Here is a 25,327-nt window from a genome sequence, read left to right on the forward strand (position 1 = left end):
ATTTTCTATGAGTGCATCGGCCTTCAAGTGTGCTAGCGGCTGCTTGAAGCGGTTCGATGCCGAGTACGTCAAGGGTGGCCGTACGCCCGGAACATCGGCGGCTGACCTTGGCAGTACGGTTCACCTCGCACTGGAGAAGTACGTCCAGGCTACAGTCATCGAGAAGGTGCAGCCGCAGGAACTCAACGTTCTATTGAGCTGCTACATGATGGCGTACCTGGAGACGATGAGCGACTACGACCTCCAGTCGGACGTCTTCAAGGACGGCGAGCAGATGGTGCGCAAGTGGCACGCTCGCAACAACTTCGATGGCATCGAGGTTCTGTCCTGCGAGGTGAAGGATCACTTCGAGCTGCCCTACACTCTCCCCGACGGCACCGCACGCAAGATGCGAGTCAATTACATCTGCGACCGCGTCGACAGGATCGGCGGCACGGTGGAGTGCCAGTGTTCCAGTCCGTGCCCGGAAGAGGTCAGGGTGGTGGACTACAAGACTTGGCGCAACCAGCTCGCGCCGGACGAGGTTAAGGGCGAGATCCAGCCCAAGATCTACTCCCTCGCCTACCGAATCAGGTTCCCCCACGCGAAGCGCATCTGGGTAATCCTCGACCAGTTGCGCGGCGAAGAAGTAGGTGCGTGCTTTACGCGCGACGATGACATCTTGACGTTCCGTACGTTCAAGGCGAAGCTGCAGAGCATCATCGACACGCCCGTCGAGAAGGCTCGCGAAACCATCAACGACGAGTGCGGCTGGTGCGTTCGTAAGGCCGCCTGCAAGGCCCTGCGCAAGCATGACGCCGTGGGCGGCGAGCTGGACATGAGCCTCGACCAGCTCATCGCGCTGCATTACGAGATTAAGTCGGCGAACAAGGCACGCAACGACTTGCTCGAGAGTGTCGAGAAGCTGATCAACGGCCACATGGACGACATCGGTCTGACGAACCTCGAGACCCTCGATGGCGAGTTCGAGCTGAACACCGGGGGAGTGCGCGGCGGGCGTCGCCACGTCAAGCCCGATCTGTTTGCCGCCATCGTTGGCCCACAGATCGCCACCGAGCTGGCCGACTACGGCATCAAGAAGATCGACGCCTTGGAGCATGACCCGCGCGTCACTCCGGAGCAGTGGGCGGCTATCGAGAACGCCATGTGGACTTCGCCCGGCAGGCGTCAGGTCGTGGTCAAGCGCAAAAAGAAGAAGGAAGAAGAGTAGTGGACGACGGCGACCTCTACGACTGCTACATCGACGCAGCCTTTCAGCGCATGATCTCGTTGAACTACTCCCCCCAGGAGCAGTTCCTCCTGCGCTGCGAGGTTCGGCGTATGTTGCGAGGCGCTGCCGTTCACCGAGTTTATTTGATGTCACTGCTATGGGTGACATTTTTCCTCTTCCCGCACGCGTGGCGGATCGATCGCACTAGCATGGAGCGATAAATGCCCGATAAACGTACTCAGATCGAAAAGGCGGAGGATGCAATTGAGCGACTTAAGCGACATACTCGGGAAGCGAACGAGGCAACTGCTGACCTCAGAGCAGTTCTCCGAGAGGTTAAGGAGTACGGCCCGGAACTCGTTCGCGCGCAACTCAACGAGGCTGTCACTACGTCGCTCAGCGAGCTGCATGACACGACCAAGGATGCGATCGAGGAAGCTACCAATCGAGTCATGAATCGTTTCGACAAGCTGGCTGCTCTTCTGCTTGGCGAGACCGGGTCTCGCAAGGACAGGTACGGTGGGACGATCCCAGAATGGGTTGACCGGGTCGTCACACAGCGAGAACGCGAGGGGGGAAGTAGTGTCTGATAAGCTCGACGCCGGTGAGCTGAACGCATTCATCAGCTGGCTGGACTTGACGCTCGGCAACGAGAGCGTACTCAAGCTCACCCAGACGGATGACGCCGAAGTCCAGGACTTGCTGGACAGGTACTACCGCGACAAGAAGGCCACCGGAGACTTCCGGGACTGGTCGCGTAGCACCGAGCCGGGGCGCAACGGGTTCGCCTTCCAGGACGGTTGGGGATCACTCGACGAGGAGGCGTTCCGCGAGAGCGCCCAGCAGCCGGAAGCGCTTCACGAGGCAGCCATGCGGCAGCGCGCGTCTGACCTGCGTGCAGTCGAGGAGGAGGACGGCGATGTCTAGTCTCAGTCGAATCCGCGTCGCAGGTTTCGAGGGCGTCCACACCCTCAACCAAAGTGACGACGGCGACGAGATCAGGACTTACTGCGCTGGCGTCAACGAGAAGCTTGATGCCGCAGTAGCACGCGGTGAATTCACCGCCGCAAGGGGAATCTGGCCTACGTGTAGCGCGTGTCTCGGATGCGAGTGGGCCGACGATCCGGCCTCCGAGGACCGCTGGCTGGAGGACCACGGCCAGCCGCCACTGACCGAGGCCGACAAGGAAGAAAGGAGGCAGTGGCGCCGCGAGTCGCAAGACTACGCCGGTGGGAACTACGACATCAGCGACACACCAGCACCACAGATCAGCAGGCGGGAGACCTACTGATGACATCTGCGCTCGACAAAGCGATCAGCACCGTCCCGGTAAACTCGATCTGGCGAGTGAGGCGCGACAGGCCCTTCACTAACGACGTGATCAGGGTCTACGGGGCAGTCGTCAAGGTACGCGAGGTCACACGGTCCCGCACGGGCGTGGACGGCCTCGGCGTCAAGTTCCAGCTCTCCGGAAAGTCGGACGTCATGTCCCTGTCGCGAGACACCTTCCGGACCTGGTACGAACTGTGCCACACGGAAGGTCAGGCATGTCGCATCTGCCCTCCGCCGAGACGGCGAGAAAGGCAGCCCGAGGAGCGCTAGTCGTCCTATCCGGGCTTACCAGCCCGTGGTGGATAGTCGCCGCGCTAGCGTCCTCTCTAGTCGTAGTGGCATGGTTCGCCGACGCCACAACGGAGAGCCGACACGCATTCTGGATCGGTTATTGGTCCGGACTGGGTACGGCAGTAGCAATGTGCCTTGCTGGCTACATAGTCGGCATGATTGCGGAAAGGATGCTGAATCGTGGCAACTCTGAGCGCGGAGACGGTACTGGAGCAGCTTCGGGAGGCGACGGGGTTCGAGACTCGCGCCGACCGTCCGGTCCGCGTTGTCGACATGGACGGCAACGAGTACGACGTTTCTCAGGTCATCGCCTCTACGCAGCATGGCGGCGAGGTTCGGATCTGCGTGGAACCAAAGAACTATGAGGGGTAATGGCAACCGACGAAGAGCAGATCATCAGGGCCAACGACGGCCAGTACTTCATCTTTCTGGAGCAGGTCCAGGAGGGCAAGAAGAACTACGCCACCTGCGAGACGTTCCCGAGCTTTAGGCAGGCCATTCTCTGGGCCATCGGCGAGATGGACTACTTCCTCTCGAACGACACGGTCAAGGAGGCGAACGAGATTACTAGCACTGGCGGCGTCGCAATCATCGACCTGCCGGTCGGCAGCCTCACCATCCACAGGTCCGACAATCGCGGGGCGGCGAGGATTGGCGCCGACCTGCCCCTCAAGAAGGAGAAGTAGTATGCGCGGAGATGAACTCGTTGAAAAGGTGCAGGATGCCCAGTCCCGCAACGATGACCTGCCGGTGCAGGTGGTCAACCACGAGGGCGACATCCTCGACATCGCCAGCGTGAGCTACTCCGGCCTCAATGGCGGCTCCATTCACATCACCGTCTCCGAGCCCGACGAGTGACCAACACAGCGCAAGGGGGGACACGAAAGTGACCGACGAAAAGAAACCGCCTTATAAGCCCACCCGGATGTGCCCGCACCGCTGGTGCAGGCCACTCCACTCGATCCCGGCACCTTTCGGCCTCGCGGTCATGGCATTCCAGATGTGGCATCAGTGGCTGTACCTGGTGCTGATCTTTGGCGGAATGCTCGGGATCGTGGCGGTTACGGGAATCATCCACAACGGCAAGACGCCGATGGAACTTGAAGCCGAAGACCTCAAGTACCGGTCCACCGGCTGGCGCGTTTTGGAGGTCCGTAAGGGCTGGGCCAACATCGCAATCGCCTGCGACATCGTGCTTGTCTTGATGATCGGTCAGGCTGTCACTCATGTGGTCTCTGACCCCAGTCGGGCTGGCCAAGAGGCGCATGACTTCAAGCTGGGCAACACGAACTTCATGGGCGGGTGCATCGTACTGGCCCAGTTCGCATTCCTTCTGTATGCGCACAAGAAGGCGACGGAGCCCCGCAAGCCGAAGCGGGCCTGGCTCCCGGCATTCCTGCGTACCGGCGGGGCCGGATAACCGAGAGGGGGGGAAGATGCACGAGCAAGGGGCATACCGGGACAGCGGCTATAACGGACGCTTTCCGGGGGGCCGCAGGGCAACTCAGGCCCTGCGAGACGCGAACGATCTGTTCGAGGCCCTAAAGGGGAAGATCGAGGCGGGAGACGAGGGCTTCAAGAAGGGCCAAAGGTTCATCTCGAAGCCGCGCCTCATGGCGGAGTACAGCATTTCTCGACATGCCGCCAACGTCATCTACGAGCGACTGATCTCCGAGAGGTACGTCGCACCGATGACGCCGGGCAACTTGCGGTCCGACTACAAGGTGAACTGACTCCAGACACCACAATGCCCCCGTGCGAGCGACTCAAGGTCAAGCTCGCACGGGGGCACGTGGTTTCTGCCGCCCCATTAGCAGAAGCCTTGCAACATGGCCAATTCTAGACCTTCCCCTAGGCCCCTGTCTATGCATCATCACCCTTCGTGCACATCCGGGTTTTGTGCACGGAGAGTAGTGTGTCACAATTTCGTAACAGGGCACAACCTCTGTCGCCGTCGCGCCAAGACAGGCAAGGTGGCTCCCGGTAGCGCCACCTGGAGCACACTCAACGGAAGCGTCGATGATGTGTCCGGCGCGCTCGGACTCGGACCAGGGCTCTGCTCTGGCTCACAGTTATAGCTGGTGCCGCCTTCGACGTCAGGCTTGCACTTGTAGGTGACGCCGCCGTAGGTGAAAGTCCATCCCGACGGAGGCGGACCTTGCGCCCCCCGATCGCCGGTGTCCCCCTTCTCCCCACGCTGCCCTTCCGGGCCGGACGGACCCGTGACGGTGGCTCCGTTGACGCCGGGCGCTCCCTCTTGACCGGGCGGCCCCGATGGGCCCACGGCCCCCGGAGAGCCCGGCGCGCCAGATGGACCAGGACTTGCGTTAGCGCCATCTCGGCCATTCTTTCCGTCCCGGCCGTCCTTGCCGTCTCGGCCGGGGAGGCCTGGTAGCCCATCGACGCCATCCTTCCCGGTTACGACTTCGGGGTTTTTGACGATCTGACTCGGCGGGGGAGCGACAGGCGTTTCGCCAGCGTTTTTGATGTTGCGCTGTTCTGCGATCAGCGCCTGCGTCAAGGCGGTGATCTGGTCACCCTGCGTCGCAGATGACTCTTGCCAATCCCGCACTTGAACCCAGGTGGCCAGGGCCACGAGCACAAAGATTACGCCAACCACGCGAACGAACGCGCGGTCGGCAATCTTGACAACTGGCCTAGCAGGATGCATCGCTCGGGAGTGCTGGGAGCGGGTGCTTCTGTCGCTTGGCATCGTTCTCCTCCTTGGTCTTGAGGTAGTCCTCAAGAAGCTTCTTCCGGCTCTCGCGCGTGCCGGGCTGGAGGAAGCCCTGGATTGTCCTAGCCAGCGACTCTCGGTCAGACGTCGAGATCTCGTTTCGGGCCCGGAGCTGGACGATGAACTGGTGGTTGATGTCGGCCTGGCAGCGCGTGATGCGTTCCTGGTTGTGGATCGAGTACAATCCAGTCACCAAGGTCGCAACGGCCATGATCGCGATGATCGCGCCGAAGACCTTCTGTGCCGTCCTACTCACTTTGATCTCCTGACTCATCGCCGCGCCGGGTCGCGGAACGACTTTCCTCGCTTCGCTCTTCGCGTCGCCGGTTCCCGATGGGTGCCGTCGCCAAGAGAGCACCGACCGTACCCATGAAGATGGAGTTGATTTCTGGAGGAGCTTTGTACGTCGAGACAAATACCGTCGCGCCGAAGTTCAGAGCCCACACTGCAGTAATCACGAGGATGACCGCAGTTCTTGCGCGATCACCCACTAGGGTCTCCTTCCAACCTTGACGTGGTCGACGCATCGCCACCTCCCTCGCGAGACCATTCATGTGTCACGCCGCCTCGTAAATCAGGAAGCCCTTTACCGAGTGACCGCTCGCCCAGGCCCACGGAGTCGTGGTGTCCACGATGCCCGCCTGTGCACTCGTCAACGCTACGGCGTCAGGCTCGCCGGACATGATCTCATTCTCCCACCAGGTGGTGGCAGTCAAGCGGGCGCGACAGGTGATGCGCTTCAGGACCGACGAGCCGTTAATCTCAATGACACCTGCCGCGTCCGTGATGGCGGCGGCAGGGACTGGCAAACTGAACCGCCAGTTGTCGACGTTTCCAGCCGTGCCGAAGTTCGTCGTTGAGCCGAAGATAATCGACACGTTAGCAAACACAGTCTTGCCGATCTGGGTGTACCTGCACTTGATGGTGGCGTTGCCGTAGCTCGGTACAGTAGTGCCCGAGGTCGTCCATGTGGGTGTCCAGTCCGTCCATGCGCCGGACGGGAAGTTTGCCGCTTCGAAGTTGTCCTGCGTCTTGAGAAGGTCCGCGCCGCCTCGATACAGGTTGACGTCTCGCGCTGCGTTGCCTGGACCCCACTCCATCGTGCCAGTGGGGTAGATGCGGAACCGGTCGAAGCCTTCGTTGACCAGGTTGGCAGCAAACGCTACCTGGCCCGCGCCGACCTGCTGACTCTCCATGCCGCCCATTGTGCGCAGCATAGACGACGAGACGCGCAGAAGCTGCACGTCCGGCGCGGCCGACCCAGAGCCGAACAGCAGTGTGCCAGCCGAGTTAATCTGGAAGCGCTGCTGCGTGTCGCCTGTGACCTGTGCGCCGAACAGTACCGCAGCGCTTGCACCCACTCGGGCAGTCGGGATTTGCGCCTGCGGGATTTGCGCTGACGCGTCGAGACTGGCTACGCCATTCGCCGCGCCCTTGGTCGAGATCAGCACGACCACGGCGGCATCGTACTGTGCAGCCGGAATGCGGCCGTTGGCGTCCAGAGTCGCGACGCCATTTGCAGCGCCCTTCTGGACGACCGGCACGTAAGTGCCAGACTGGTCAGGCAGGTACAGGACCGCGATCTTCTGATCCGCCCCGAGCGGAACGATGCCGTTCGGCTGCCCCTTGGAGTTGAGAATCGCTTGATCGCCGGACGCCCGGAACCCCGCTTCGGCATTGAGAGCCTCTAGCGTCACATAGTTCGTGATGGGCGTCCCGGACGGCTGACCGAGATCAACCGTGGTCAGGTCTACCGGCTGCGTGAGCGAACTCGGTAGAGACAGCTTGAACGGCGGCCGACCGCCGCCGTTCTGAAGCTGCTCCGTAACCGTATACATCTCACCGTTCGGCGAGATGTCGGGGTCGTCGGTGGCGGGAAGCTGGATAGAGAACTTGCCGTTCTTCAGCTCCGCCTCGACTGTCCCTGCAGTGATGATGACCTTGGCTGCTGGGTCGACGACGGTGCCGCTCCTGGAGAACGAAACCTTACCGACCTTGGGGTTGCCCGCAAAGTCCACATACGTGCCCTCGACGGTCACGAGGGTTACGTTATCAGGCAGCGGCACCGCTCATCTCCTAGCTACTGGGTGGTGCTGGTGTCCGTCGCAGGCGGCTCGGTCGTCGTGTCCGTCGCTGGGTCCGTGTCCGTCGAGGTGTCCGTCGCCGGGTCAGTCGGCGTCGGGTCCACCGGGTGCTCGGGAGTCGGGTCCGGTACAGGCACCGGGTCCTCGGGAGTCGCCTGGTCGCCCGAGCCGGGGTCCGTCGGAGGCTCCTCGGGCACCGGGTCAGGCACCGGCGGGTTGTTGTCGACCTGGCGCACGGTCTGCACCACGGTGTTGTAGTAGGTGAGGGTCGAGATGGCGTCCTCGCCCAGCTCCGTGTTGATCAGGTCTTGGATCTTCTTCGCGAACCCCTGAGAGTCCGGCATCAGCTCGCCGCCGAGCTGGAAGTCGATGGTGCACGACGCACCATCGGAAGGTCGATATGCCGTCAGTTCGTAGAACGGCACGAGGTTCATGGGGAGGGTCATGCGGAAGCTCCTAGAGCTTGTCGATGGTGGTCCAGCTCAGCTTGCCGACCCGACCGTCGTGCTTGGTCGCGCCCTTGCTCCACGTCTCGGGGTGGTTGCGCAGGGCGTAGGTGACCATGGCCTTGGTCTCGCTGCCGTAGTAGCCGGTCGCGCCGTTCGGGTTCAGCTGCTTGGCCTTGGATGCCCCAAGCGCGTTCCGCAGCCGCTTCTGGAGCTTGAGCACGTGGGAGTTGCTCTTGCCGACGGCAACCACGGACTCGCCGGGCCACGTACCCAGCGAGCCACGAGCGCCCGAAGATGGAGTCGTGGAAGGCGGGTTGGTGGAAGTGTTCGTGGTTCCGCCGCCGCTGGTGCTGCCAGCCGGTCGCGGCGCACCCTTCTTGACCCAGGCGTAAAGCTTTTCACCGGGGCACTCCGTCGCGTAGCCGTCCCTGTGACCTCGGATCTCGGTGCCCGCGTCGCCCTTGCTCTGCAGGTACTCGATCGCGTCACGCAGACCGCTGAGCATCTCGTCGGTCGGCGTCTCCTTGAACAGCATCGCACAGACAGCGTAGTGCGCGATGTTCAGGGTCTGATTGCCGTTCGCGCCGGTCTTGCGGTGCGCGCCTCGGCCCTCGTAGACGTACCCGTGCGGGCAGACGACCAGGTTGTACGCGATGTCGGAGTAGTTCTCCTTGGCGTTGGCCAGGTGGCTAGCCTGAATCGCGCGCATGTGGTCGTCACACTTGGAGTGGCTGGTCAGGTCACCGACGACCGAGCCCTCGTAGTGGATCTTGACGCCCTTGGTGCTGGATATGTATGTGAGGGCATACTTGGAGGGCTTCGCCCCCCAAGCAGACCTGCTGACGAACTTGAGACTCACGTCACTCCTCGCCGTAGATCGTCTTGGGCGTGGTCAGCGCCGGGTCGGGGTCGTAGCTGATGACCTTAGTGTTCGGGGTGACTGCGCCCCTCGACACCACGGCAGTCAGCAAGCCGAAGGCGGCCAGGATGATGTTGATCACGTTCTCGACCGTGCCGTCAGCGAACTGGATGTTCAGGATCATCCCGACGACGCCGAGCACTGCCACGATCGTTCCGCGCGTGACGAGAGGCTCGAGCTTCGTGATTCGAGTCACCCAGCCTTCGCGAGTGCTACCTGTGGCCATTGGGCTTCACTCCCTTCAGGGGATACGGAGCGGATAGTAGACCGAGGCTCTTTGGTCAATCAACCATTGAGCCGGGGTGCATCACGCACCGCTATCCGGTTCAGCATTCATACTGATGTTGGTCCCGAAGCACCTCATCATGACGTTCGCCGTCGTGAAGGTGCGCGTGCCGGTACCGCGAGTCAGTGTGACAGTGACCTGATCCGCGTTGACTGTGTAGGTGAAGGTGAGGTTCATGCCAGTAGACGAGCTGGCGTCCACAGTGCCGGTCAATACTGTGGCCTGAGCTGCAGACCAGTCGAAGATGATCCGGCCGGTCTGCACAAAGGAGTCGCCTGAGCCTACTAGCTCGCAACTGATCGAGATGTTGGCGGCGCGATTCGGCACCGTAAGCGTTGCTACGTCGACACTACTGCTTGCCGCAGGTGCGTCGACCTGTACGGCAACCTCGCTCACCAGCGAGTCATTGGCGTCACCGCCAGCCATGAAGGCCGGGTTGAACAGCTTCGGGTTGTTGCTGTACGCGGCCTCGCTGCGCACCTCGGAGATGAAGCGTCCGCCTACCGGGCCGGACACTCGCACGATGGAGCCCATGCCGTCTCCGTTGATGCGGTCAGTCTTCGGCGGCTGCATACCGGGGAAGACTGCAACGCGGACGGGGTTGGCCTCGTCACCGGCAAAGACCACCTTGGCTGTGCCGCCGCCTCGGTCCACGTCGACAACGCGACCGATCTTGTCCGGGGGCCGCTCGGTGTTGACGACCTGACGTGAGAGTCGACGGATGATGTCGCGCATCTTCAGTGCGGAATCGTACCGATCGAGCGTCATGTGGAAGCCGCCTCCTCTACCGCCTCGGCCAAGGTAACACCGGCCAGGTCGGATACGATGATGATGCGCTTGGCCGAGCTACTCATCGAACCCAGCTTCAGCGGAATCGAGAACGTGCTCAACAGAAACCTCGTCGGGTCGTACGCCGCAGCGTCCGGGTCGAGGAACTCCAGGATCTCGCCAGCTTCGAGCCACGGGAAGACGAGGTGCTCAAAAGATACCTCGTAGCTTTCCAGGCCCTTCACGCTCAGGAACTGTTGCGCCGTTTCGGCACACTGTGCGTTGCTCGTAAAGAACGAGCTGGTGTAGATCCAGGTGCGCTCGCCTAGGCGCTGAATGCTCGTCGGTGAGGTTGCATCCGTATTACTGGCCTCGCCATAGAACGGCAGCACCGTGGAGTCACTGGACTCGCTCATACAGATGACGCGGTTGTAAACCTCGGTGTCCGTGGTGGACTTACTCCAGTCGACCAGGTTTCCGAGCTGTCCGGTCTGCAGCGTCAGCGAGATGGGCGACGTGGTCGGGTCGAGCTGCTTGCGCATGACGAGGTAGCCGTCCGCGTTGAAGAACAGCTCGTATGCGCTGGTCTCGCAGATCTTGCTCATGACGTTCCAGCGCTCGGTACCCTGGTCGAAGTCGGCACCCTCGCCAACGACGACGCCTGTTGTCGGCAGCAGGAACTTCCTGATGCCCGCATTGGCAGCCATCGAGCGGATCAGAGTCTCGATCGGCGTGTCCTTGTCGAAGGTCATTGCGACCGGCAGCTTGGCCGTGAGGCACTTCTTGGCGAAGTCGCGCCCGGTTACCTTCGTCTGGCGCGGGAACCGACCCTCGTCGATCTTGTCGATAAGGAATTCGCCGATCTGCGTGTCCCACTTGAGCGTGACCTTCTCGCGACCCCGGCCCAGGGTGTAATGCTGTGCCAGCTCGTTCTCGCTGAGTACTCGACCGTAGTACGCAACCTCGTCAATGTCAGCACGCGCCTGAAAGTTAGGACTGGACGCGTCGCCACCAAGCGAGAATCCGCTTGTAGACGAGACGTACAATCCAGACCATGTCTTTGTGTCCTCCAGGTGGCCGTTGACGTACAGACGCAGATACGCACCATCTGAGGTCGCGGCCAGGTGGTAGATACTGCCCGCCACGGCCTGCCAGCTCGTCGTACACACGACGAGGTCTCCATTGGCGTCTCTGATCAGTGCCTGCAGCTTCCTGTCGGCAGCGATCTGGATTCTCACATCCATACCATCGCGGCCGAAGACGACGCCTCCCCAAGGCCCCCCATACCCGATGGGGCGAACCCATGCCTCCATCGTAAAGATGCCGGACGTCACCGCTGGATGGTTACTCGGAAGCGGACCAGACGACATAAAAGTACCGTCGTCTGCGAACCGAACACTCCCTATGGCGTCCGGGCTGCGGGTGAGGGGCTGCACCGTGACAGGCCACCCGTGCCGGGTAGCGTGGACCCCGTAGCTAGAGAGGTCTAGCGCCGTCGTGGACGCATCCAAACGGTAGTAGAGAGCCGGTCGCTGAGCCTGCACGAAGTCTGAATACCGTGGAGTTGCCTCATACTCCACACCCCGACGCAGCTTGATAACCTTGTCGTACCAGAACCCCTTGTTCGGGTCGCGTGTGTACAGGCCGGACGAGTTGTCAATCGTCAGGTCAAAGGACCGTCGCTCGGCTCGAGTAGAGTCCACCGTGACCGTGCCGTCAAGCAGTGTGTCCGGCGTGTCGTCAGGCCGCCACGGAGTTACGCCATCGGCCTCGAAGATCTGCATACTCCGGGTCACCTTAGTGACCGGAGCCATCATCGCCTCGATGACATCTTGGGAGGGAGTATTAGCCATTGACATACACCTCCCTGTACGGCAACGTCACGTTCGTAAACTCGCTCTGACCAACACCAGCAATGCGGTCGAACTGCATATCACCAGTCGACGCCATGAATAGGTCACCAAACGGGGACCTGATCCAGACGTTGGTGCGCATCGCCGCGAAGCGTTCCAGGTCGATCTTCTGGCGGCGCGGATCGTCGGTGTTGTAGACACCTTCGATGAAGCGCAGCTCCATATTGAGCGAGCCGCTGTAGCCGAGCCGGTCACCCTTCTCGACATGGCGTCCTCGGCCAATGAGCGTCATGACCTCTTCCTCGTACTCATCCGTGTACGAATCCGAGGTGGCGTGCTCGATCCGAATTACGTCTTCCACGTCGCCGTCGGCGTCCGGCAGGATCAGCCAGTAGTGTGACGAGTACAGATTGACGATCTTGCCCGGGTCGGTCAAGTCCGGCCTGTTCGACTCCACGATGGACCCGAAGCGCACGGCGGTCTGGGTCAGCATGTAGTGAACCTCGTAACCCGATGGAGCCGAGTAGTCGAGATACTCGTACGTGTCGCCGCCGTCGGGAGGTGACACTGAGAACTCCTCGTGCATGAGTTCCCAGTCCAAACCCTTGTCGCCGTCCTTCGCCGAGTTGGCCAGGTTGTACCTGCGATACAAACGCCACGACAGGAAGTCCGGGTCCGTCGCCTGGTTGGCCCAGGTGACCTTAACGTAGCCCGCGCCGAGCTTGTCGTAGAACGTCGTATCGATGATCAGGCTGTTGATGTCTGGATCGGCAGGCAGATCCCACTGGGTGGTGAAGGAGACCGACACCTGGTTCTCCAGGCCAGCACTATCCCGGACCGAGATCACCATACTGTACGATGTCTCGTTCTTCAGGATGATGTCAGGCGCCTGGTACGACTGGGTGTCACTGTTGATCCAATTGGAGTCATGAACCATGACTCCATCGCTCAGGAAGTAGACGCGGTAAGCTACCTGTGTCGCGTCCAGTGCGCTGGCAAACTGCCACTGGATGTTTGGCCTGGCGTTGTCGACTACTCCGCCGTCCACCGGGTCGACAGGCGTGATGGTCGGGGGATCTGCAACTGTGATAAGTTCGTACGCGCTCAGGTTGCCAGGATTGTCGTCCATGTCCCAGAGCTGCACCGACCAGCGCAGTTCGGTGTTCTTGGCCGTGTCCGGGATGGCGACAGTCGCATAGCTGTCCGCGCCAGTGATCTTGCCAGTGTCGACCACAACCGTCGGCGCTTCGTCGTTCGTCTCCACCAGTACGCGGTAGGCGCTCTGATGGTCGGCAGTGTACGGGTCGTTGAACCTCCATGTGAAGGTTACGTTACCCGCGCCGTACGCGAAGATCGAACCACCAGACGGCGACAATCCGCTCGCCCATGGGGCGTGGGACACGGTGAATTGCGCCGGAGAGGTCCACAGTCCCAGTCGCTGGAAACCGTCAATTTGCGCAGCTCGGATGTACCAGGTGCCGGTAGACAGGGCCAGCTCCTGGGGGAGTGGCTCGGACAAGTAGACGTACGTGCCATCGACGTCTGTACCAGAAACGCTATACCAGTAACGCGAGTAGTAGTCCTTGAGGGACTGCGTAAACCCGGAGTCCTTAGCGATCTGCCAGCGGATAACGACGGGCGTCCGAGGTGTCGGCTGGTCGATGTCTGCGTACACGCCAAGCACTGGCGTGCCACTGTTGACGATGGAGCCAGCACCCGGAACAGTGCTATTGGGTGCCCGGTGCGTCCAGTTGATGTGGTACGCGGCGACAGCATCTGTTGTCGTCAGCTTGGTGCGCGAGAAGTAGATGAGCAGAGTGCTAGCACTCACGCCATCGACGTTCGGGTATCGAGATCCACCGTAGACGGCTGCGGCTGGCGCATCCGCGTACGAGGTGGTCAAGTCAACCCACTTGCCGCCGTTCGCCCAGGCATAGACGCCCTGGTCCCACCAGACCTTGTTGCCACTCCTGATGTTTCCGTACAGGTCGCGGAATGCCGAGGTGTCGTGATAGATCACGGAGAAGTTGCCGTTGGCATAGGCGGCCGAGACATCCAGGTAAAGCGAGCCGTCTCGGTTCATGGTCGGCTTGCGCGGGTTATACGTCACCGGGATGGTGTTCGAGAACGTGGCCGCCGCCGTCAGCGCAGACGTGGTCTTGTACCGCACAACGTAGGCTTCTAGAGCCGTTGTGCCCATACCGCCCACGATGGTGAACTCGCCAGGACCAGTCGACCACATCCAGCCGTTGCGACGCCCTCCGCCTCGGCCAGCATTGAAGCCAGTCTTTACGTAACCGGCCTGGAGGGTCACGCCATCCGAGTTGCGGAACGTGCGATACCCGATGGTATCTCCGTAATCCTTCTTGCTAGACACGACCGCAGTCATGAACATGAGTCGCGTCGTGTTCGTGTCAGAGCTTTGGTCGACCGCGAGCGTGAAGTCTTCGGAGCCGGTCAGCGGGTGAATGTTGCCTGTACTTCCCAGGCCGTACCCGCCGGTCAGAGCCTTATAGTTGTTCGTGCCTAGACGCACGAAGATATCGAAGCCCATCGGACTGGATGTCGAGTCAACAGCACTGTACATCCAGCCGACGACGACCTGGTTGGACTTCGTTACGTCCAGGTCGAGGCGGTACGGGTAGCGGCTCTGTGGAATGAAGATGGTCTCGTAGCTGGTCGGGTTCGCCCAGGTGGTCGAGGTCAGCCTGTTGAAAAAGACCCCGTACAGGCCGTACTTGTTTGTCCCGGTCGTGTTGCCACGCCAGGCAAAGAAGAGACCGCCGTCGTTGAGTACTGTAGAGCCGCAGTGCAGGGCCGCCGCGCCGGTCGGGAACAGGCCCGCAGGCAGCGTATAACTTGCCACCTGCGTCCAGACGGTTCGACCTACGTCACCCATGTACAGCCTGATGACCGGCTGGTTGTTCTTGGTGCCGTAGTTCGAGGCCGCGTCGTTCTCGTCCACGTACAGGACAAGGCAGCGTCCGTCGGGAAGGTCGTGGACCGGCCTCTTGATGATCGATGCGTTCTGGCCGGTGAACCGAGTGAGGAACTTCGAATTTCCGATAATGGTTCGCGCAACCATGCCTTATCCTGCCGCCAAGTCTTCCAGGTTCTCCAGGAACCGCTGAGCGTCTTCGCCGGTCGAGATGTTCGGGAATACCAGGTCTCCGTGGAAGTGGTACTCCTTCTTCCCGCCCAAGCCATCCATGCCGTTCGGCAGCGGCACGACAGCTTCGTCGGTCCGGCCCTCGCCAACGCGGACGAGCGTACCGCCGACCTTCCGGCGAATGTAAGCACCCTCGGCGAGGTTCGGAACGCGACCCAAAACGCCGCCGATCTCGTAACCGATGTAGTTGCCGTTCTTGTCCTTGTTGCCGCCCCGCTTCAGCCATCCCTCGCCGTAACGCGAGATGGCGTATCGAGTACCGGCGATGATGTTGTCGATCGGGTTCCAGATGTCTCGGTGTCCCGCGATCGAGTAGTGATTGAACGTCGAGTCAATCGTCTGCATGAGGCCCTTGGACGGGTGACCGGCCTTGGCGTTGCTGTCCCACAGGTTGATCGCCTTCGGGTTTCCGCCAGACTCGTGCATGATGATGTTATAGATACCCTTGGACAGACTGCCGGGCTTGTGGATAATCCCGAGCGCCTTCATGATCCAGTCTTTGATCTTACCCGACGGCACACTCGCCGAGCCGCCCTCGTCGGCCTTCTGGCGAACTGCATCATCCGCGAGGCCGATCCAATCCATCACCTTACCCTTGAAGCCCTTCATCGCGCCCCTGGCGAACTTCCACCCGATCTTGTTGATCATCCCGTCCGCGAGGTGAGAGAACGGCTTCATGATGTACGTGGCCGCACCACTTGCGATGTGCGACATGATGTCACCGTTGAGATCCAGGAAGAACTTACTAGCGTCGCCCAGCTTGTCCTTGATCTTACCGAGGATGCCGCCTCCCGCAAGCATCGGCAGGCTGCCGCCCGCAGCGAACGCTCCAGGGCTGCCGTTGATGACGTTCTTGGCGTACCCCAGGTCGCGTGCGAGCATCGCGAACAGTGCCGAAGCGCGGTGCTTGTACTGTGGGTCTGTCGGGATGACATACTCAGGGTGATTCGGATTACCCTCGCCAACGATGGCGCGAGCGCCGGTCGTACGGAAGCCACTACCGACTCGCTTGGTCGGCATCCCGCCGCCGGTGGCCAGCTTCGGGATAGCCTCGATGTGCCAGTCGAGGCCGGGCAGGATGTCCGCAACCTTGTTAAGTCCGCTGATCAGCTTGTTGACTGCACCGATGGCACCATTGATGCCATCCTTGAGCGGCTTTACGATCCAACCTGCGGCATCCTTGAACCAGTTAACCAGGCCCTTCCATGCGCTCTGCCAGTGGCTGCTGACGGTACTAAAGATGCCGGTCAGCTTACTGCTGATCCAGTTGTACGCATCCTTGAACGGCTTGGTGATGGATGCCCAGTAGCTGCTTGCGTGCTTCGAGATGGTGGACCAGGTGCTACTCCACCACTTGCTGACGCCGTCGAAGGCTGCCGCGAACTTGCTACCGATCCAGTCCTTGATGCCGCCGAAGAAGTTCTTGGTGTTGTTGCCCCAGTTGGTTGCGGTCTTGGTGATCCATCCCCACGTTGCATTCCAGGCAGGCTTAACTGCCTTGTCCCAGATGAGGGCGAAGACCTTACCGAGCCAGTCAATAGCACCCTTGAGGACGCCCAGGACGACACCCCAGGCACCCTTGACGATACCCTTGATGACATCCCATGCGCCGCCGAAGATGTCCTTAATGCCAGTCCAGACCATCTTCCAGTCGAGGGTGAACACGCCGACAATAAACTCGATGATGCCACGCAGGACTCGAATCACACCACCGATGACGCTGCCGATCATCTCCAAGACCGGACCCAGCACATGGGCGATGATGTCCATGAGTAGCGTGAAGGCCGCCGCTACCTCGACTGCGATGATCGCGATGATCGGCTTGAGGATGGTCCACAGGTTACTGAATGCTTCACCGATCGGACCCAGCAGTTCGCCAAACTTCTGGATCTCGGGCCAGATCTTGGCCCACATCTTCTTGAGACCGTCGACAAGCGCATCCCAGACCATCTCGAAGATCGGCTGTGCGAAGTCCCAGAAGGCCTGAATCCAGCCCCAGATTGTCGTGAAGACGTCAACGACCGTGTCCAGCATATTCTTCGCGAGGTCTGCGATCCCGCCGAATGCGCTCTTTGCGCCGCCACCCCACTTGCTCATGCCCTTAAACGGGTTCGGGATGTTGTCGAACGCTGCACCAAGGAAGTCGCCCAGGCCAGTGAACAGTGGGCCGATGTACTTCTTCAGCCAGCTCCAGGCGCGATCCCACCACTTCTTGAGCGGGCCGAGCGGATTGAGGCCCGCGAACATGTCGGACGACTGCTTAGCCAGGTCCTTCGTGAAGGCATCGATCTGACTAGACTGGTCACCCAGGCCGCCCTCGCGACCGATCTGATCGGTGCCGCCGACGTCAGGGAAGTTGCCGCCTGCTGCGTCCTTGAAGTTCTGCGCTCCGGGGGAGAGGGCGTCGCCCTTCTTTGCCTTCTTCTTCTTTTTCTTATCTGCAGCATCCTTGGCGCGCTGGATCGCGTCGTCGGCCGCACTCGACATCTTCTGCAAGCTGTCGTTCAGTGACTGGACAGCGTTGTTGATCGCGTCGTACGCATCCTTCAGCTTCTTTAGCTTCGCATTCTCGGCGTCATAGCGAGCCTGGATTGCGTCACGAGCCTTGGTCGCCTCGTCGACAACCTTCTTCTGCTTGTCAACCTCGGCGTTCGCCTTGTTGTACGCGTCGGTCAGGCGGTCGACTTCAGCCTTGCTATCCTTGATGCCCTTCATGATCGTATCGAAAGGCATCTCCTTCATGGACTTGCTAGCCTGCTCGATCTGCCGCGTCAGCGGATCGAACTTGAGGCTGTTCTCTAGATCGAGGCGCTGACCCTCGGTCTGGAGCTTATCCAGCTCCTTCTGCATCTCCTGCAGCGCCGTCGCCTGCTCACTGAGGCCACTACCCTGACCGGCAACCTTGCTGATCTGCGCGTCATAGACGCCGAGGATCTCGGAGCCAGCACCACCTGCCGCCAGGCTGCTCCGCATACCCCGCAGCGTGTCCAGCTCGCCATTGATTGCGCTCATCCGCGACTGAATGTCATCGAGAGGTCCGGTGACCTTCTCCATGTCCATCATCTGGAGCTGCAGCTTCTTCTGTGCCATCGTGTTATTGAAGATGGCGTCCGACATGGCCTGCTGGCCCTTGATCGGAGTGTCGGCCCAGTCCTGCAGTTGGTTCTTGGCGTCGCTCAGCTGCTGGCTGTACTTGTCGGCCACGGCCTGCAGTGCATCGAGCTTGTTCTTCTGCTTATCCAGTGCCGCGTTGGCTGCATCGAGCTTCTGCTGCCACGCGTCGACAACCTTCTGCTGGGCGTCGACGGCCTGCTGCAGTCGCTGCAGTACCGGCGTAAGCGTACGCACCGCGCCAGTCATTGCGTCGAACGCTGGCACCGCGCCGGGGTTGACCTTCGCAATGTTCTTGCGCTGGTCAGCCCACTGACGCTCCTGCTGGGCATTGGCCATCGAGTTCGCCATGCCGCCGAACTTCTGAAGGACGTTGTACGCAGACATCACGTACTTCTCTACGTCCGACAGGGTGGCGAACTGGGCTCGCACCGCAGCCATACCGTTCGTCACGTTCTCGACCAGCGAAGGCGAGTGGTGCGCAAACGGGTTAATGTAGCTGAACAGCTCGTACACCTTGCGAGCCGCAGCCGCCACTAGGCGGACGACTGCCAGCATCGCGTTCTTGACGCTTTCGGGCAGCTTGTTGAATACCCTCGACATCACGTTGCCGAGGCTGCCGAAGATGTTTCGTACGGCACCGACCAGGCCGTTTCCGCTGCTCTGGAAGTACGAAACGATGTTGTTCCAGATTTGCTTGATCTCGTCCCAGAACCCCGCGACGAGGAGCACCACGGCAGCGATGGCTGCGATGATCGGCCAGCCGATAGCCGAGACGGCTGCACCGGCGAGGGAAATCAGACCCGAGATACCCGCTCGGGAAATCCAGAGGAGCGCGGCCCACCCGCCCTTGAAGAGGCCCGCTACGGCCCCAGGGGCCCACGCCAGGAGGGTGATCCCGTATCGGCCTGCCGCCGCCGCGCCGGATACCGCCATGGAGCCTGCTCGGGCGATCCCGACCATGAGTGACCAGGCACCCGTGAAGATGCGGGGCAGGAGAGTCATCGAGGCAGTCCATGCTGCGGCGATCATCCTGCCGCCCCACATGACGACTCCGCTCAGGCCGAACACCCAGGCGCGCCACAGGGCAGACGTTACGTAAGTCCATCCGAGCAGGATGTACTGCCAGGCGGTCGTGACTGCGGTCCATGCTGCACTGACCAGGACGCCGCCGACGTACGTCAGACTCGACAGGCCCATCATCATGACTCGGTACACCGTACTGATAGCACGGTTCCAGACGTTGACGATGACGTAGATGCCAGACATCATCGCATACCACGCACGCGAGATTGCCGGGTAAATCACCGACGAGACTGCGGCGATACCGAGCATCAGGCCTTCGTAGGCTGCACGAATTGCTCGACCGATCGTCATCTGAATGACCGCGAGGGCCATCCACATCTGGGTCCAGATCGCTCGCATCCGCGCCTGGATGACCATGGTCACACCGATGAGGCTGGTCTGTACCGCAGCCCAGACAACCCGGAGCCTCGCGCCGATTGTCGACATGATGACGCTCAAGCCCAGGAAGCCCGTCGTCCAGACTAGGCGCAACTGAGCGAGGAGAATCGGCGTGATCCTGCTGAACCATGCCAGAGTAGCAGCCCACGCAGTCTGGATGTACTGCCAGACCACCAAGCCGCCTGCATACATGACGAACCAGGCCGTACGCCAGACCGTGTTCCACAGAGCACTGGCTGTCGAAATGACTGCAGCCACCTGCGCCGGGAACGCCATGACGAGAGCCATCATGGTACTGAAGGCGAAGCTGGTGACTGCAGTCACGCCAGACCAGAGGAACTTGGCTCCGCCGACAACGGCAGTGCTCATGGCACCGAATGTCGCCGTTACGGCAGTTACCATGGCACCGAGTGTCGCGGTGAACGGGAACAGGACCAGTCGGAACGCCTGGCCGATACTTGCTACAAGAGTAATTAGCGAACCGACATACCTGAGAATCGGCCCAACCATGACCAGTGCGAGCACGCCGAACAGGATCAGCTTCTGGAGTGCCGGGTCCATACTAGCGAAGGACGACACCAGAAGTCGTACCGAGTTCGCTAGGTATAGGATAATCGGGATGAGCGGCTGGATGATGTCCGTCATCGCATTCTGGAGCATGACCCAGATGGTCTTCATCCGCTGCGGGTTAGAACTCATCACCTTCTGCAGTTCCTTGTGGAACTGCAGATAAACCTTGCCGTCGTCCGCGGTGGCCTTCAGTGCCTTCTGGTAGTAGCCAGTCTCGCTAGACAGTTCCCGCATGAGGATCGAGAACTTGTTGATCTGCCAACGCGAGGCGATAACGGTTGAGACGACTTCCTTCTGCTTGTCGCTTAGTCCCTCGAACTTCTTCGACAGGATCATGAGCTGCTCACCAGCGTTGGACGACTTCCAGTTGAGGTCGTCCAGGTTGATGCCCATGAGCCCGAGCACCTGCGCCGACTCCGAGGTCGGAGATGCGAGACGCGAGAAGATAGTCTTGAGTGCGTTACCGGCCTCGGCGGCACCACCTGCGGCGGGGGAGATTGCTGCGATCATCGCTGCCAGGTGCCGGTAATCCACGCCAGCTCCACGGGCGACACCTGCCGCCCGCTGGAAGCCCTGGATCAGGCCCTTCATTGAGACGCCGGTCTCGTTTTCCACCATGTTGAGGGTGGCGATGATCTTCGTAAGGCCCTTGATGTTGTAGCCGTACTGCGCCTGAATTGCGATGAGTGCCTGCGTCGCATCGGCCGACTTCAGCTCGCCAAGGACCATCGTCTGCAGGGTGAGCTGCGTCGCCTTCGCCAGCGCGATACCGGATGCACCGGCAGCCGCCCAGTCACCGGCGATCTCCAGCACTTCCTTCTGCTGGACGCCATAGACATTGGACAGCGCCTCGAACGCGCCCTTGAGCGCTTCCAGTTCGTTCCGAATGGTTGCAGCGGCCATGCCAGCGGTGCCGTACACCTTGCTAATTCTGGTGAAGGCCTGTTCGTTATCCATTTGCCACTTGAACGATGCCGCGCCTGCTGCTAGCAGGGGCAAGGTCCAGTTGGTCTGGAGCTGGCGGCCGGTCCACTGCATCTGGTTACCCCAGGCAGCAAGACTGCGCTGCGACCCGGCTGCACGAGCGCCGGTCGTCGCGAGACCTCCGTTAAGCCCAGCAACACCCATCTGCAGGGCGCGAAGCTGCGCCTGCGCCTGGTTCGCTGCGACGCGAACCTGGATGTTCATGAAGGCATTCAAGAGGCACTCCTAGGACTTTAAGTTCCTAAAAGGGCCTCATGTGCCCGACGCTAAAGAAGCTACGGGGCCGGATAGGCGCGCGTCCAGCACCTACCCGGCCCCATTCCCCACCCCGCACCTCGGCCACTCGGTGCGAGTCTATCTCCGTCGCGCAGTTCGCGCCCGAGACTGCCTGCGCTGCTGCTCCATCTCGCGCTGTTGTGCCTTGTTCTCGGCCTCGATGATGATGGTCCACTCCTCGAGCAAGTCGGGGTGCTGATCATACATTCCACCGGCCCACGGGAGTGCCGCGAACTTCGTGGCCTTGCACAACTGGTAGAGCCGAAGCGACTCGGGTACTTCGTTGATCCGCCGCCCGTTCGCCCAGGACTCGATCAGGCGGCGGAAGCGGCTTTTGCCTCTTCGCGCTCGACCGCCTTCGCCCGCAGCTCCTGGAGGTTCGCGATCTCCTTGTCGATGTCCTCGACGGTCATCTCGTCCATGAGCCAGGGGTTAGCCAGCCGGATCTCCTTCTCGAGATCCTCGACGATGCGCGGGTCGGCGTTCTCCAAGAACCGATTGAGGTTCGACTTGTCGAAGGGGGCGTGCTCCCAGCGGGGGTTCGCGCTCTTGTCCTTCGGGTCGCGCCGCATCAGGTTCCAGCCGGTGACCGACTGGTCGATGAGTGCGTGCCGCTCGGCTCCGGGGTCCATCCGAAGCCTGGCGTCGCCGGTCGCGCGCTCGACGCGCAGGTCTCGGCTGGTCAGCCTCTGGAACCGGGCCTTGGCGCCCTCGTTCATGACCTCGAACTCGATGTACGTCTTGCCGTCGGGGAAGAAGAACTTCCTGCTCTCCTTGAACCCGAAGTAGTCGACGTACTGCGGCTCGTCCACAGGCGGGGCGGACTGCTCAGCGGGCAGGTCGGTCATCGGCTCCACACTCGTCGTCATTGCGTAAACCCCTTTAGGGTCTCAGTGCCTCTTCGAAGGCTAGGGTCGGTCGGGGTGCGCCCCCATAGAGAGGGCGCACGCGTCAGGCGATGTCCGCGCGGCCGTTCTTGACGACCGCCGACAGGATCGGCGTGGCCGGGTTCGGCCTGATGCCTCGGATGTCGATGTCGTTCTCCAGGACGTCGTCACCGGACGGAGAGTAACCGAACGGCGTCAGAACGGCCTGGCCGATGGCGATGTCCAGGCTGCCGACGGTGGGGGGAGTCGAGCCCGCGATCGTCTCGTAGGTCTTCATGCTGATAACCAGCGGACCCTTGGTGATGATGCCGCCCGGAGTCACGGCCGAGGCCTGACCGTAGGTGGCCTGTCGCCACAGATCGCCGCCGTCGTGACGGACCGAGATGGACGCGGTGACCTCGCGGGACTTCGGCGTGAGGTCGCCCAGGAAGAACGAGCCGAGGCGGAAGTCGTCATCCTCGAAGTTGTTGTTCACGTCGAGGCTGAACGACTTGGCCGGGATCGTGACTCCGTTGAAGGTCACGGTGATGTTCGTGCCGACGATCAGGGGCGTGTTGTCCCAGTCGGGGTCCGTCGTCGGAGTCACACCAGCCACTTGACGCTTGGCGATCAGGCCCGCAGTGCCCTGCAGGTACCCGTTCGCCTCGGACTCCAGGTGGAAGGTGTTGACGACTGCGTCGGTGTAGTTGAACGTCTCCAGCCCGTCACCGATCTTCTCCTCCACGCTCAGCATGGGAAGCTGCGCCGCGTCGGAAGGCGTGATCGTGTGCGTGTTGACGCCGGTGGCTGCAGCGGAGTTGGCCGTACCGAGCGCCGCACGCAGCAGGGTCGTGATCGACTCTAGGCGCGGGTAGAACTCGTAGTCGCCCGAGAAGGAGACCGCACCGAGGTACGCATCCGCCGTGTCTCGACCGCCGCCGATCTCCGGGTCAGGAATCAGAAGGTCACGGTTGGCCGCGAGGCTGCCGGACCTGAGCTTGACTGCGACACCAGCGGTACCGAGGTCCGACGCGAGGGTGCCGGGGGTGTCCTGGGTGCGCAGGATGACCTGACCCGCCTGGGAACTGTATCCCATCGGTTAGCCCTCCTTCTTCGTCTCGTCGCTCGCAGGCGCGGGCGTCAGCGTCTCGTCCGGCTCGGGCACCGGACTGTTCACGACCTTCAGGGCCTCGTCGGCACTGGTCGTGGACCTCGTCTTCGGTACCTTCACGCCGTCCGGGTCGCCGCCGAGCGCCTTGATCTCGTCATTCTTGGCCGAGATTGCGGCCTTGAGCTGCTCCGCCTCAGTGTCCAGCTGTGACGCCGTGACGTCGTTCTCCTTGGCGCGCTGCAGCTTCAGCACTTCGGCCTCGCGGGCCGCCAGTTGGGCGCGCAGCTCCTTGACGCTGTCCTGCTTCTTCTTGAGCTGGTCATCACTCGTGGGCACGGGTACCTCTCCTAGCTCGAATCCGTCTCAGCCCAAACTTCCAGGGTACTGAGGTACAACCAGCTACCGGACAGCTCGTTGCTGAGGAACCGCTGGCTACGGATACCCCAACGCCTCAAGCGCTCGGTGACTCCGTTGGACGTGTACGACAGCGACTGGAAGCCTAGTCGGATGGAAGCATCCCTGTACAGCATCGACCGAATCCCATAGGACAGCGTAGAATGGCGAGCCAGTCCGACTTCCTCGTCGGCGTCCTTGACGAATGCCTGAACCCCTACAACGTACTGCTGAAGGGTGGGCTCGCCGGGATTGAATCGACCCATCTCCTGCGAGCGCTCGTTCGGCACCCACTGGCCGGGAAATACTCCGACGGACTGATTGGGGTCGGACGTCCTGAGCGGCCGACGAAAGATCGACAAATCACCGTCGAGCGTCTTCGCTGAGTCTGCCAGAATTCTGATAATGTTGTTGGGGAATACGTCCAGGCCGGGCTCGATCATGCCACACTCACCGTCGTCCCGTGAGTCACGTAGGTCGACAGTGCCGCCAGAACGTAGGCCAGGTCAACTTCGTTCATGCCGAGCACTGGGCGGGCTGGAGTGCTGGGATGCTGAGTGCCGATCTGGGCGGTCATCAGCTTTGTCGCTTCCTTACCGGTTGGCATGTTTCCTGGAAACGTCAGCTGCGAGAAACCTCCCGCAGCGATGATGTCCCAGCCGCTGTCGGTCAGGAAGTTCTCCAGCTCGCCGGTGCGCTTGTTGATCGGATGCTCCGCGCCATATCCGGCAGCCTGTCGGACTTGCTGCGTATAGTCCTGCAGCGGAAGCCACTTGCCGCTCACGTCGTCACCTTCAGCGGCGAAGCGATCCTCTGTACGCTTTTCAAGCCAGGGTCCGACGAGGCCGTGCAGAAAGGCTGCAATGCCAGCATCGTTCAGGGTAGCCATCAGCCGCAGCACCATCTCGTCGACATTCTTCTTGTCGACGTGAACGACAAACTGGACAGAGCCCGTAGCCACTACTCGGCCCTCCCGTCGAACCATGCACGCCTGCGCGGGTCGGGCCAGTTCTCCTGGTTGAAGTTGTCGTAGAAGGTATCCACGATCGAGGCGGCGTCTCCGTTTACGATGACTGGCGCATTGCCGTTGCCGCCGCTGTTGATCGGCTGTGCGCCAACCAGAGTGACATCACCCGACGCAATCTGCTTGATGATCGCCTCGGCCTGTGTGACGAGGTAGCGTCCGTACGAGTGAAGCTGGGTATCCTCGCCCCCCGAGTCCAGAGCCATGATGATACGCCCGGAGGCCAAGAAGTTGTTTACCTTCTTCAGGATCAACTTCGTTGGCCTCGTCTGGGGCGTTTCCTGGATACTCACCGGCGTGACATAAGTCATACCGATGATAGCGTCGATCTCCTCGGCCGCATTCGAGATGTACGTATCTGGGTCCAGGTACGAGGGCAAGGGGATCTGCCCCAGCAGCAGATCATCCTTAGTCGAATACGCCACGAGTT

The 25,327-nt window shown here is 61.3% G+C and carries 23 protein-coding genes; 8 read left to right on the forward strand and 15 right to left on the reverse strand.

Annotated features, from left to right (window positions below):
• Positions 1 to 7 precede the first annotated feature (7 nt).
• From ACFWJB_RS26065 to ACFWJB_RS26100, 8 genes are all read left to right on the forward strand, one after another.
• Positions 8 to 1,210: a PD-(D/E)XK nuclease family protein gene (locus tag ACFWJB_RS26065; RefSeq protein WP_383146419.1), complete on the forward strand. Its 1,203-nt coding sequence runs from the start codon at positions 8 to 10 to the stop codon at positions 1,208 to 1,210.
• A gap of 582 nt (positions 1,211 to 1,792) precedes the next feature.
• On the forward strand, positions 1,793 to 2,137 hold the full coding sequence (locus ACFWJB_RS26070) for a hypothetical protein (protein WP_383146425.1): 345 nt from the start codon (positions 1,793 to 1,795) through the stop codon (positions 2,135 to 2,137).
• Positions 2,130 to 2,501: a hypothetical protein gene (locus tag ACFWJB_RS26075; protein ID WP_383146426.1), complete on the forward strand. Its 372-nt coding sequence runs from the start codon at positions 2,130 to 2,132 to the stop codon at positions 2,499 to 2,501. The genes ACFWJB_RS26070 and ACFWJB_RS26075 overlap by 8 nt, the downstream gene beginning before the upstream one ends.
• A 512-nt stretch (positions 2,502 to 3,013) precedes the next feature.
• Positions 3,014 to 3,205 (forward strand): hypothetical protein, encoded by a 192-nt coding sequence (locus ACFWJB_RS26080; protein WP_383146427.1) that lies wholly within the window; start codon positions 3,014 to 3,016, stop codon positions 3,203 to 3,205.
• The gene (locus tag ACFWJB_RS26085) at positions 3,205 to 3,519 is read left to right on the forward strand and encodes a hypothetical protein (RefSeq protein ID WP_386925186.1); all 315 of its coding nucleotides are present in this window, start codon (positions 3,205 to 3,207) and stop codon (positions 3,517 to 3,519) included. Before ACFWJB_RS26080 ends, ACFWJB_RS26085 begins: the two co-directional genes overlap by 1 nt.
• Before the next feature lies 1 nt (position 3,520).
• On the forward strand, positions 3,521 to 3,691 hold the full coding sequence (locus tag ACFWJB_RS26090; protein WP_386925188.1) for a hypothetical protein: 171 nt from the start codon (positions 3,521 to 3,523) through the stop codon (positions 3,689 to 3,691).
• A gap of 28 nt (positions 3,692 to 3,719) precedes the next feature.
• Positions 3,720 to 4,253, forward strand: a complete 534-nt coding sequence (locus tag ACFWJB_RS26095) for a hypothetical protein (RefSeq protein WP_383146434.1) — start codon at positions 3,720 to 3,722, stop codon at positions 4,251 to 4,253.
• 16 nt (positions 4,254 to 4,269) lie between these two features.
• Positions 4,270 to 4,566 (forward strand): hypothetical protein, encoded by a 297-nt coding sequence (locus ACFWJB_RS26100; protein WP_383146437.1) that lies wholly within the window; start codon positions 4,270 to 4,272, stop codon positions 4,564 to 4,566.
• Between the two features lie 924 nt (positions 4,567 to 5,490).
• Here ACFWJB_RS26100 and ACFWJB_RS26105 read toward each other — a convergent pair.
• The 15 genes from ACFWJB_RS26105 to ACFWJB_RS26175 form a co-directional block, all read right to left on the reverse strand.
• Positions 5,491 to 5,844, reverse strand: coding sequence for a hypothetical protein (locus tag ACFWJB_RS26105; protein WP_386925190.1), 354 nt, complete (start codon positions 5,842 to 5,844; stop codon positions 5,491 to 5,493).
• A gap of 283 nt (positions 5,845 to 6,127) precedes the next feature.
• Positions 6,128 to 7,609, reverse strand: coding sequence for a hypothetical protein (locus tag ACFWJB_RS26110; RefSeq protein WP_386925192.1), 1,482 nt, complete (start codon positions 7,607 to 7,609; stop codon positions 6,128 to 6,130).
• Between the two features lie 41 nt (positions 7,610 to 7,650).
• On the reverse strand, positions 7,651 to 8,100 hold the full coding sequence (locus ACFWJB_RS26115; protein WP_383146395.1) for a hypothetical protein: 450 nt from the start codon (positions 8,098 to 8,100) through the stop codon (positions 7,651 to 7,653).
• Between the two features lie 10 nt (positions 8,101 to 8,110).
• Positions 8,111 to 8,962, reverse strand: a complete 852-nt coding sequence (locus ACFWJB_RS26120) for an N-acetylmuramoyl-L-alanine amidase (RefSeq protein WP_386925194.1) — start codon at positions 8,960 to 8,962, stop codon at positions 8,111 to 8,113.
• Between the two features lies 1 nt (position 8,963).
• Positions 8,964 to 9,248, reverse strand: coding sequence for a hypothetical protein (locus ACFWJB_RS26125; RefSeq protein ID WP_383146391.1), 285 nt, complete (start codon positions 9,246 to 9,248; stop codon positions 8,964 to 8,966).
• A gap of 81 nt (positions 9,249 to 9,329) precedes the next feature.
• Positions 9,330 to 10,076: a hypothetical protein gene (locus ACFWJB_RS26130; RefSeq protein WP_383146389.1), complete on the reverse strand. Its 747-nt coding sequence runs from the start codon at positions 10,074 to 10,076 to the stop codon at positions 9,330 to 9,332.
• Positions 10,073 to 11,860, reverse strand: a complete 1,788-nt coding sequence (locus ACFWJB_RS26135; RefSeq protein ID WP_386925197.1) for a LamG-like jellyroll fold domain-containing protein — start codon at positions 11,858 to 11,860, stop codon at positions 10,073 to 10,075. The genes ACFWJB_RS26130 and ACFWJB_RS26135 overlap by 4 nt, the downstream gene beginning before the upstream one ends.
• Before the next feature lie 61 nt (positions 11,861 to 11,921).
• A complete protein-coding gene (locus ACFWJB_RS26140; RefSeq protein ID WP_383146386.1) occupies positions 11,922 to 15,014 on the reverse strand; it encodes an Ig-like domain-containing protein in 3,093 nt (1,030 codons plus the stop codon).
• Between the two features lie 3 nt (positions 15,015 to 15,017).
• Positions 15,018 to 21,431 carry a phage tail tape measure protein gene (locus ACFWJB_RS26145; protein WP_386925199.1) on the reverse strand — a complete coding sequence of 2,138 codons (6,414 nt, stop codon included), beginning with the start codon at positions 21,429 to 21,431 and terminating at the stop codon, positions 15,018 to 15,020.
• 386 nt (positions 21,432 to 21,817) lie between these two features.
• Positions 21,818 to 22,372, reverse strand: a complete 555-nt coding sequence (locus ACFWJB_RS26150) for a hypothetical protein (RefSeq protein WP_383146580.1) — start codon at positions 22,370 to 22,372, stop codon at positions 21,818 to 21,820.
• Between the two features lie 82 nt (positions 22,373 to 22,454).
• A complete protein-coding gene (locus ACFWJB_RS26155; protein ID WP_383146577.1) occupies positions 22,455 to 23,465 on the reverse strand; it encodes a phage tail tube protein in 1,011 nt (336 codons plus the stop codon).
• A gap of 3 nt (positions 23,466 to 23,468) precedes the next feature.
• Positions 23,469 to 23,816: a hypothetical protein gene (locus ACFWJB_RS26160; protein ID WP_383146574.1), complete on the reverse strand. Its 348-nt coding sequence runs from the start codon at positions 23,814 to 23,816 to the stop codon at positions 23,469 to 23,471.
• An 11-nt stretch (positions 23,817 to 23,827) separates the two neighbouring features.
• Positions 23,828 to 24,316, reverse strand: coding sequence for a hypothetical protein (locus ACFWJB_RS26165; protein WP_383146571.1), 489 nt, complete (start codon positions 24,314 to 24,316; stop codon positions 23,828 to 23,830).
• Positions 24,313 to 24,834: a hypothetical protein gene (locus ACFWJB_RS26170; protein WP_386925202.1), complete on the reverse strand. Its 522-nt coding sequence runs from the start codon at positions 24,832 to 24,834 to the stop codon at positions 24,313 to 24,315. Before ACFWJB_RS26170 ends, ACFWJB_RS26165 begins: the two co-directional genes overlap by 4 nt.
• Positions 24,834 to 25,322: a hypothetical protein gene (locus ACFWJB_RS26175; protein WP_386925204.1), complete on the reverse strand. Its 489-nt coding sequence runs from the start codon at positions 25,320 to 25,322 to the stop codon at positions 24,834 to 24,836. Before ACFWJB_RS26175 ends, ACFWJB_RS26170 begins: the two co-directional genes overlap by 1 nt.
• Positions 25,323 to 25,327: the final 5 nt, after the last annotated feature.

It is taken from the genome of Streptomyces sp. NPDC127100 (assembly GCF_042724095.1).
Lineage (GTDB): Bacteria > Actinomycetota > Actinomycetes > Streptomycetales > Streptomycetaceae > Streptomyces.

Bases quoted from the DNA above. Each gene is read 5' to 3' on its own strand.
- ACFWJB_RS26155 (WP_383146577.1), bottom strand. From the start codon at position 23,465: ATGGGATACAGTTCCCAGGCGGGTCAGGTCATCCTGCGCACCCAGGAC.
- ACFWJB_RS26085 (WP_386925186.1), top strand. From the start codon at position 3,205: ATGGCAACCGACGAAGAGCAGATCATCAGGGCCAACGACGGCCAGTAC.
- ACFWJB_RS26130 (WP_383146389.1), bottom strand. From the start codon at position 10,076: ATGACGCTCGATCGGTACGATTCCGCACTGAAGATGCGCGACATCATC.
- ACFWJB_RS26115 (WP_383146395.1), bottom strand. From the start codon at position 8,100: ATGACCCTCCCCATGAACCTCGTGCCGTTCTACGAACTGACGGCATAT.
- ACFWJB_RS26090 (WP_386925188.1), top strand. From the start codon at position 3,521: ATGCGCGGAGATGAACTCGTTGAAAAGGTGCAGGATGCCCAGTCCCGC.
- ACFWJB_RS26140 (WP_383146386.1), bottom strand. From the start codon at position 15,014: ATGGTTGCGCGAACCATTATCGGAAATTCGAAGTTCCTCACTCGGTTC.
- ACFWJB_RS26135 (WP_386925197.1), bottom strand. From the start codon at position 11,860: ATGCAGATCTTCGAGGCCGATGGCGTAACTCCGTGGCGGCCTGACGAC.
- ACFWJB_RS26165 (WP_383146571.1), bottom strand. From the start codon at position 24,316: ATGATCGAGCCCGGCCTGGACGTATTCCCCAACAACATTATCAGAATT.
- ACFWJB_RS26145 (WP_386925199.1), bottom strand. From the start codon at position 21,431: ATGAACATCCAGGTTCGCGTCGCAGCGAACCAGGCGCAGGCGCAGCTT.
- ACFWJB_RS26150 (WP_383146580.1), bottom strand. From the start codon at position 22,372: ATGACGACGAGTGTGGAGCCGATGACCGACCTGCCCGCTGAGCAGTCC.
- ACFWJB_RS26125 (WP_383146391.1), bottom strand. From the start codon at position 9,248: ATGGCCACAGGTAGCACTCGCGAAGGCTGGGTGACTCGAATCACGAAG.
- ACFWJB_RS26075 (WP_383146426.1), top strand. From the start codon at position 2,130: ATGTCTAGTCTCAGTCGAATCCGCGTCGCAGGTTTCGAGGGCGTCCAC.
- ACFWJB_RS26065 (WP_383146419.1), top strand. From the start codon at position 8: ATGAGTGCATCGGCCTTCAAGTGTGCTAGCGGCTGCTTGAAGCGGTTC.
- ACFWJB_RS26100 (WP_383146437.1), top strand. From the start codon at position 4,270: ATGCACGAGCAAGGGGCATACCGGGACAGCGGCTATAACGGACGCTTT.
- ACFWJB_RS26105 (WP_386925190.1), bottom strand. From the start codon at position 5,844: ATGAGTCAGGAGATCAAAGTGAGTAGGACGGCACAGAAGGTCTTCGGC.